At 70.1% G+C, this 7,972-nt stretch carries 8 protein-coding genes and 2 pseudogenes; 4 read left to right on the top strand and 6 right to left on the bottom strand.

The genetic code is table 11. From position 1 onward, the window contains the following. Positions 1–392, top strand: a pseudogene (locus ACJ73U_RS38230) (NADH dehydrogenase subunit D); the annotation flags it as partial. Here ACJ73U_RS38230 and ACJ73U_RS38235 read toward each other — a convergent pair. The 5 genes and pseudogenes from ACJ73U_RS38235 to ACJ73U_RS38255 all read right to left on the bottom strand — a co-directional run. Then, a pseudogene (locus ACJ73U_RS38235) lies at positions 384–941 on the bottom strand (NADH dehydrogenase subunit D); the annotation flags it as partial. The pseudogenes ACJ73U_RS38230 and ACJ73U_RS38235 overlap by 9 nt on opposite strands. Positions 942–975: 34 nt before the next feature. Beyond that, complete coding sequence (locus ACJ73U_RS38240) at positions 976–1,803, bottom strand: NADH-quinone oxidoreductase subunit C (RefSeq protein ID WP_407782654.1); 828 nt, start codon at positions 1,801–1,803, stop codon at positions 976–978. A gap of 8 nt (positions 1,804–1,811) precedes the next feature. Continuing rightward, a complete protein-coding gene (locus tag ACJ73U_RS38245) occupies positions 1,812–2,360 on the bottom strand; it encodes a NuoB/complex I 20 kDa subunit family protein (protein WP_407782655.1) in 549 nt (182 codons plus the stop codon). A gap of 15 nt (positions 2,361–2,375) precedes the next feature. Continuing rightward, positions 2,376–2,738, bottom strand: a complete 363-nt coding sequence (locus ACJ73U_RS38250; protein WP_407782656.1) for an NADH-quinone oxidoreductase subunit A — start codon at positions 2,736–2,738, stop codon at positions 2,376–2,378. Positions 2,739–3,024: 286 nt separating this feature from the next. After that, complete coding sequence (locus ACJ73U_RS38255; protein WP_407782657.1) at positions 3,025–4,245, bottom strand: MFS transporter; 1,221 nt, start codon at positions 4,243–4,245, stop codon at positions 3,025–3,027. 54 nt (positions 4,246–4,299) lie between these two features. Here ACJ73U_RS38255 and ACJ73U_RS38260 point away from each other — a divergent pair, with 54 nt between their 5' ends. Beyond that, a complete protein-coding gene (locus tag ACJ73U_RS38260; RefSeq protein WP_407782658.1) occupies positions 4,300–5,238 on the top strand; it encodes a DUF5937 family protein in 939 nt (312 codons plus the stop codon). Between the two features lie 119 nt (positions 5,239–5,357). Here ACJ73U_RS38260 and ACJ73U_RS38265 read toward each other — a convergent pair whose 3' ends face one another. Beyond that, entirely contained in the window at positions 5,358–6,158 is an 801-nt protein-coding gene (locus ACJ73U_RS38265) for a Bax inhibitor-1/YccA family protein (protein WP_407782659.1), read from the bottom strand. A gap of 212 nt (positions 6,159–6,370) precedes the next feature. On the opposite strand from ACJ73U_RS38265, the gene ACJ73U_RS38270 reads away from it, so the two are divergent. Further along, on the top strand, positions 6,371–7,495 hold the full coding sequence (locus ACJ73U_RS38270) for a polysaccharide deacetylase (protein ID WP_407782660.1): 1,125 nt from the start codon (positions 6,371–6,373) through the stop codon (positions 7,493–7,495). A 34-nt stretch (positions 7,496–7,529) separates the two neighbouring features. Continuing rightward, a partial coding sequence (locus tag ACJ73U_RS38275) for an SDR family oxidoreductase (RefSeq protein WP_407782661.1) occupies positions 7,530–7,972 on the top strand: 443 nt, incomplete at its 3' end.

Consider the following 7,972-nt stretch of genomic DNA (forward strand, 5'->3'; position numbering starts at 1 on the left):
AGAAGCTACTCGGCATCGAGGCACCCACCCGCGCGCAGGTCATCCGGGTCATGCTCATGGAGATCAACCGGATCGCCTCGCACCTGGTGGCGCTGGCCACCGGCGGCATGGAGCTGGGCGCGATGACCGCCATGACCGCGGGCTTCCGCGAGCGCGAGGAATGCCTGCACCTGCTGGAGTTCCTGACCGGCCTGCGCATGAACCACGCGTTCATCCGCCCCGGCGGCGTCGCGCAGGACCTGCCCGAGGGCTACGAGGCCAAGGTGCGTGACTTCATCAAGGTCATGCACAAGCGGCTGCCCGAGTACGACAAGTTGTTGACCGGCCAGCCGATCTGGAAGAACCGCCTCAAGGGCATCGGCTACCTGCCCGTCGACGCGTGCCTCGCGCTCGCGGAAGCCCGCGGTCATGGCGGTCATCGCGCCCAGCTCCATGCCGCCGGTGGCCAGCGCCACCAGGTGCGAGGCGATCCGGTTGATCTCCATGAGCATGACCCGGATGACCTGCGCGCGGGTGGGTGCCTCGATGCCGAGTAGCTTCTCGACCCCGAGGCAGTAGGCGGCCTCGTTGAACAGCGGCGCGAGGTAGTCCATGCGCGTCACGAAGGTGACGCCCTGGGTCCAGGTCCGGTACTCGGTGTTCTTCTCGATGCCGGTGTGCAGGTAGCCGATGACCGACCGGGCCTGCGTGACCGTCTCTCCCTCGAGCTCGAGCACCAGCCGGAGCACGCCGTGCGTCGACGGGTGCTGCGGCCCCATGTTGATGACGATCCGCTCGTCGGAGATGGCGTCCTCGAGGGCCGCGTCCCAGTCGCCGCCGGTGACGTTGTAGATCCGGCCCTCGGTGGTCTCCCGCTCGGTGGCGTACGGCTCGTCCTGGCCGTGCGGCCGGCCCGAGTCGGCCCGGGTGCCGGTGGTGACGTCGCTGAGGTTGTCGGTCATGACTGCGCCTCCGCGGTAGGAAGTACGTCGTGGCTCACGAGTACGACCTCCTCTGGTCCGGCGGCGGGATTTCCGCGCCCTTGTACTCCACGGGAATGCCGCCGAGTGGGTAGTCCTTGCGCTGCGGGTGGCCGTCCCAGTCGTCCGGCATGAGGATCCGGGTGAGCGCCGGGTGCCCGTCGTAGACGATGCCGAGCAGGTCCCAGGTCTCGCGCTCGTGCCAGTCGGCGGTCGGGTAGACCTCGACGACCGACGGGCAGTGCGGCTGGCCGTCCTGCTCGCCGCTCCAGTCGATGGCGACCTCCAGCCGGATGCGGCGGCGGTACGTCATCGAGGTGAGGTGGTAGACGGAGTGCAGCCGCTGCGGCACGTCCACGCCGTAGTCCACACCGGACACCGAGCTGCACAGCTCGAAGCGCAGCGCGGAGTCGTCGCGCAGCATCTTGCACAGCCGCACGAGGTAGGTGGGGTCGACGTAGTAGGTGATCTCGCCGCGGTCGACGGTCACCTGCAGGATCGCCTCGGTCGGGATGGACCGGTCGCGCATCGCGCCGAGCAGCTGGTCGGTGAACTCGTCGAACCAGCCGCCGTAGGGCCGCTCGGCGGGCGCGGCGACGTGGGCCGGCAGGCGCAGCCCGCCGAAGCCGGAGGTGTCGCCGGGGCCGGCCACGTTGAACATGCCCTGGCGGGCCCGGCCGGCGACGATCGGCTCGCTCGGCCCCTGCGGCTTCTGCGCCGGGGACAGCGCGTCCTCTTCGTCCCGGCGCAGCTCGACGTCGGCGGGCCGTTCCGCGCTGGAGCCGGGCCCCCCGGGAGCCCGGGTCGCCTCCGGCTTGTCGGGGGTGGTGGGTTCGTCAGCCATGTCTCGGTTCACTTCTTCGCGTACTTGACGGAGGAGGCGATCAGCTCGGTGCGCCTGCCCTCGGCCTCGCGCAGCGCCGCGCGGCGGGCGTTCAGAGGCTCGTCGGCGATCTTCGCGTGGAGCTTGAGGATCGCGTCGAGCAGCATCTCGGGGCGGGGCGGGCAGCCGGGCAGGTACATGTCGACGGGAACGACGTGGTCGACGCCCTGCACCACCGCGTAGTTGTTGAACATGCCGCCGGAGGAGGCGCAGACCCCCATGGCGAGCACCCACTTGGGCTCGGCCATCTGGTCGTAGATCTGGCGCAGCACCGGGGCCATCTTGTTGGTCACCCGGCCGGCGACGATCATCAGGTCGGCCTGGCGCGGCGTCGCGGAGAAGCGCTCCATGCCGAACCGGGCGATGTCGTAGCGCGGGCCGCCGGTCGTCATCATCTCGATCGCGCAGCAGGCCAGGCCGAAGGTCGCCGGCCACAACGAGTTCTTCCGGCCCCAGTTGACCAGCTTCTCCAGGCTCGCCAAGAGGATTCCGTTGGGAAGCCGTTCCTCGAGTCCCATCTTTTCGCCTCCCCGTCAGTTCCAGTCGAGCCCGCCGCGCCGCCACACGTAGGCGTAGGCGAAGCCGAGCGTCGCGATGAACAAGAAGATCTCCACCAGCCCGAACATCCCGAGCGCGTCCGCGGAGACGGCGAACGGGTAAAGGAACACCATCTCGATGTCGAACAGGATGAAGAGCATCGCCGTCAGGTAGTACGCCACCGGCACGCGCCCACCGCCCACGACGGGCTGCGGCGAGGGCTCGATGCCGCACTCGTAGGCCTCGAGCTTCGCCCGGTTGTACCGCTTGGGACCGACAAGGGGACCGAGCAACGCCGAGAACGCCGCGAAGGCCGCGGCAAGTACGAACAGCAGGACCAGTGGGAGGTAACTTCCCAAGCCGGCCGAGACGTTCTCGTTCTGTGCTACAGATGTGCTGACAGCCGCGAGTGACACTTCGCCGTCCTTTCCCCGCTTCCGTCGGGCACCTTATGGGTCTTCCCGACGTTGCTGCTGGTTAGGCTTGCCTAACCCTTACCTTGTGAAAATCTTCACAAGGTCCCGCAAGCTCCGTGTGAAGCGCTTCACAAGACTGATGGATAGTCTAGGACTCGTTAATTCCGGACGTAACACAGGCCGGGTTTTCGCCGCCGAGCCGGCGAGGTTCCGCTTTCGGCCGCTCTTGTCAGCCGTCGAGATCCCGGGCCTTCCGCAGTGGGGAAGCCAGGATCGGGACCCACACCAGGGCGATCGCCGCCGCACCCGCGGCCAGCGCCGCACGGGGTGAGACCGCCTCGCCGAGCGCGCCCGCGGCGGCCGCGCCGATCGCCAGCGCACCCATCAGCAGGAACCGGAACGACGCGGTCATCCGGCCGAGCAGCCGGTCCGGGGTCACGGACTGGCGGAAGCTCACCAGCACCACGTTGTTCGCACCCACCACCGCGGTCACGACCACCCACCCCGCGGCGGCCAGCCACATGCGCGGGCCGTCCGCCAGGAACGGCATGCCGAAGCCGCACGGCGCCGCGACCAGCGACCCCAGCAACGACAGCCGCCCGGCCCCGATCACGTGGGCCAGCCGGCGCGCGACCAGTGAGCCGGCCAGTGTGCCGACCCCACCCGAGGCCAGGAACAGGCCCAGCACCGCCGGCGACACCCGCAGCTCGTCCACCAGCACGACCGGCAGCATCGTGACGATCAGCACGATGCCCAGGTTCACCAGCGCCCCCGACAACGCGATCGCCCGCAGGACCCGGTTGCGCATCACGAACGCGACGCCCTCGGTCATGTCGCGCCACAGGCGGGCACCCGTCGGGGCGGGCACCGGCTCGCGGTGGCGGACGCGCAGCACGCACCACGCCGACACCAGGTAGCTCACCGCGTCGACCAGCACGGCCACCGGGGCGGTCACCAGCGCGACCAGGTACCCCGCGACGCCCCGGCCGGCGATGTCGTTCACCGCGTCCATGCTGACCAGGCGGGCGTTCGCGGCCAGCAGCGCCGAGCGGCCGACCACCTGCGGCACGTACGACTGGTTGGCCACGTCGAAGAACACCGTGCCCACCCCGCACAGCAGCACCACCACGTACAGCTGGCCGATGTGCAGCACGCCGAGCCACCACGCCACCGGGACCGAGCACAGCAGCACCGCCCGCGCCACGTCCGCCGCGATCAGCACCGGGCGGCGGCGCAGGCGGTCCGTCCACGCACCCGCCGGCAGGCCGATGACCAGGAACGCCACCGTGCCGAGCGTGGCCAGCAGGCCGACCTCGCCCGGTGTGGCGTGCAGTGCGGTGACGGCGACCAGCGGCGTGGCGACGTACCCGACGGACGTCCCGAGGCGGCTGACCGCGGCGGCGGCGAAGAGCAGGCGGAAGTCACGGTTCACGCGGAGGTCACGGTTCACGTCGCGAAGATGGCACGGCGCACACACGGGTCCGACTGATTTAGGCTCAGCTGAATGCTGGAGCTGTCGTTCACCGCCGCGGACGTGGCCTACACGCGGTTCGCGTTCTCGCCGCTGTGGGAGGTCGTCGCGTCCGTCCTCGTGCTGCGGGGCGAGTTGGGCCGCGACCTCCACGCCCGGTGGACCGCCCAGGCGACCGAACGCCTGCGCGGGTTCGACTGGCGGCTCCTCGCCGACCTCGTGCGGCCGGGGGCACGCGTGATCCCCGGGTTCGTGTGCCCGCCGCCCACGTCTCCCCTGCCCGACCTCGACGCCGAGCTGGCCGTCGTGCGTGCCACCCCGGCCGACCAGATCGCCCGGGAGGTGGCGGCGATCCCCGCCATCACCTCGCCGCCGCCGGCCTCCGGCGCGCTCGCCGACGTGGTCGAGGAGTACTGGGACCGGGCGATCGCCCCGTTCTGGCCGCGCATACAGCGGCTCCTGGAGGCCGACGTCCAGTACCGGGCCAGGAGACTCACCACCGGTGGCGCGTCCGCACTCTTCGCCGACCTCAACCCGGCCGTGTGGTGGGACCGGGACCGGCTGCGCATCGACCACCCCCGCGTGTCGGCGCGGCGCGGCCTGCGGGGCAAGGGGTTGCTGCTGGTGCCGTCGGCGTTCGTGTGGCCAAGGGTCTTCTCGGTCACCGTGCCGGGCTGGCAGCCGACCCTGCGCTACCCTGCACGCGGCGTCGCCGAGCTGTGGGCCGACCGGACGGTGTCGCCGTCGACGGCCCTGGTCGGCGTGCTCGGGGCGGGGCGGGCGCGGTTGCTCACCGAGTTGGACAGCCCGGCGTCCACGAAGGACCTGGCCGCGCGGACCGGGCTCACGCCGGGTGGGGTCAGCCAGCACCTGACCGCGTTGAAGGCGGCCGGGCTGCTGTCGTCCCACCGGGTCGGGCGGCAGGTGCTCTACGCACGCACGGCCATCGCGGAGTCACTGCTCCGGACCTGACAGGCCCACAGAACACGATGAAGGCCGACCCGGCGAAGGTGGCGCAGCCACCGAGCAGGGTCGGCCTTCGGTCGAAGGGGTGTGCGTCCGCACGACGCACACCCCTTCGGTCGCCAGTACTAATCCTGGTTCAGGTAGTACAGCAGTCGCAGGATCTCGAGGTACAGCCACACCAGCGTGGTCATCAGGCCGAACGCCGCGTACCACGCCCACTTGGACGGCATGCCCGCGCGGATCATCTGGTCGGCCATGTCGAAGTCCAGCAGGAAGTTGAACGCCGCGATGCCGATGACGACGATCGAGAAGACGATCGACATCGTGCCGCCGTCACGCAGCGGGTTGTAGCCGAAGAACGACATGACCAGGTTGATCAGCATGAGGCCGGCGGCCGCGACCGTCGCGCCGATGATCCACTTGGTCAGCTTCGGGGTGACCTTGACGGCACCCGTCTTGTAGACCACGAGCATCACGATGAACACCAGCGCGGTGCCGATGACGGCCTGGATCGCGATGCCCTCGACGAGGCCGGAGAACACGCCGGTGATGGCGCCGAGGAACAGCCCCTCGGCCGCCGAGTACGACAGCACGAGCGCCGGGTTCGGCATCTGCTTGAAGATGATGACGAGCGACAGCACGAGGCCGACGATCAGTCCGATGATCATCGGCGGGAACGGGCTGAGCGCGCCGCTGTACACGGCGACACCTGTGATGATGCCGACGACCAGCGCGAGACCGACCGTGAGCGCCGTCTTCGTGACCACGTCGTCGACCGTCATCGGGCGATCGGACGTGGTAGGCGGCGCCTGGTGGTAACCGCCGTATCCCGGCTCGCCTTGCGGCTGGGTCTGGAAGCCCGCGTAGCCGCCGCCGAACCCGCCGCGCGGCAGGTTCCGGAACGCGGGATTACTGGTAGAACGCACCTGTTCCTCCTGGGCCTGATGGCTCCTTCACCGGGTTCAACGTCCAACCACGCCGGCTGGTTCCCGATGAGTAAAACAGACTTTACCGTCTCGGGTGTGATCGTCGAGACAACCTTGCCTGAAGACTAGATGTGACCACACCACCCGGCCCGGCGTCCCCCAGTTGAGCTACTACTCTCCGTTAGCCTGACCGAGCATCACTGGGAGGCGCGATGGACCGGCGCTGGGGACCGATAGCCACCGGGGTCGCGCTCGCCCTCACCTTCGTCGTGCTGGTCCTGCTCGGCACCACGGGCGGTCCAGCCGCGCCACCGCCGGCGGACGGGGTGCCGGTCGCGCAGGGGAAGGCAGGCGCGGCGGGCGTGCCACCGGCCTGGATGCGCAGGCTCTCCCCCGGCGAGAAGCCGCCGCAGTTCGTGCTGTTCTCCTTCGACGGCGCCGGATCCCACGACCACTGGCAGCGGATCCTGCCGCTCGCGGCCAAGGTGAACGCGCACATCACCGGCTTCCTGTCCGGCCTCTACCTGCTGCCGGACACCCTGCGCGGCACCTACCACGGCCCCGGCCACGGCGCCGGCCGCGCGTCGATCAGCTTCGGCGGCACGGACGCCGACGTCGCCACGCGGATCAGGGACCTCAACGCCGCGCTCGCCGCGGGCCACGAGATCGGCACCCACTTCAACGGGCACTTCTGCGCCGGCAACGAGCCGAGCGGCGGAGTGTGGTCGAAGGCCGACTGGGTCTCGGAGCTGGACCAGTTCTTCGACATCCTGCGCGACGCGGCCGCCCGCGGGCTGCGGGTGCCGGAGGACGAGGTCAGGGGCGGGCGCATCCCGTGCCTGGAGGGCAGGCCGGAGGCGTTCCTGCCGGCCATGGCCGACCGCGCGATGACCTACGACACCAGCCGCACCACCGAGGGCGTCGCGTGGCCGGAGCAGAAGGACGGCATGTGGGAGTTCTGGGTGCCCGTCGTGAAGGTGCCGGCGTTGGGCGGCAAGAAGGTCACCATGCAGGACTACAACCTCTGGTACGCCATGAACGGCGCCCAGGAGGACCCGGCCCGCGACGCCGAGTTCACCGCGGCCACGCTCGACACGTACCGGGCCGCCTACCAGGCCGCGTACAACACCAACCGCGCGCCGCTCACGATCGGCAACCACTTCAACGACTGGTCGGGTGGCGCGTTCAGCCGGGCGACGGAACAGTTCATGGGCGAGGTGTGCGTGCGCCCCAACACCGCGTGCGCGACCTACTCCGAGGTGCTCGACTGGATGAAGCTGCAGGACCCGGCCGTCCTCGACACCTTCCGGCACAAGCCGCACGCACAGATCAGTTAAGTGGAATGCTGGCGTCCGGCGGAAGGAGTGCGCGATGGCGACCTACCTGGTGACCGGGGCGACCGGCCTGATCGGCCGGCACTTCGTGGCGGAGATCCTGGCGCGGCCGGACACCGAGCGGGTGTGGGTGCTGGTGCGGGAGCGTTCGCAGGAACGGCTCGCGGAGGTCGCGCGGAACTGGCCCGACGCGGACCGGGTGCGCAACCTAGTCGGCGACATCCGCGCCGAGCGGCTCGGCATCTCCGACGACCAGGTCGCGGAGCTGGTCGGCGGCGTCGACCACCTCGTGCACCTGGCCGCCCTGTACGACATCGCGGCCGACGACGACGCGAGCATCGCCGCGAACGTCGAGGGCACCAGGCACGTCCTCGCGCTGGCCGAGGCGCTACGGGTGGGCTGCCTCGACCACGTGTCGTCCGTGGCCGTCGCGGGCGACTACCGCGGCCGGTTCACCGAGGAGATGTTCGACGCGGGCCA

It is taken from the genome of Actinophytocola sp., from assembly GCF_045807065.1.
Classification (GTDB): domain Bacteria; phylum Actinomycetota; class Actinomycetes; order Mycobacteriales; family Pseudonocardiaceae; genus Actinophytocola.

Bases quoted from the DNA above. Each gene is read 5' to 3' on its own strand.
- ACJ73U_RS38240 (WP_407782654.1), bottom strand. From the start codon at position 1,803: ATGGCTGACGAACCCACCACCCCCGACAAGCCGGAGGCGACCCGGGCT.
- ACJ73U_RS38245 (WP_407782655.1), bottom strand. From the start codon at position 2,360: ATGGGACTCGAGGAACGGCTTCCCAACGGAATCCTCTTGGCGAGCCTG.
- ACJ73U_RS38270 (WP_407782660.1), top strand. From the start codon at position 6,371: ATGGACCGGCGCTGGGGACCGATAGCCACCGGGGTCGCGCTCGCCCTC.
- ACJ73U_RS38260 (WP_407782658.1), top strand. From the start codon at position 4,300: ATGCTGGAGCTGTCGTTCACCGCCGCGGACGTGGCCTACACGCGGTTC.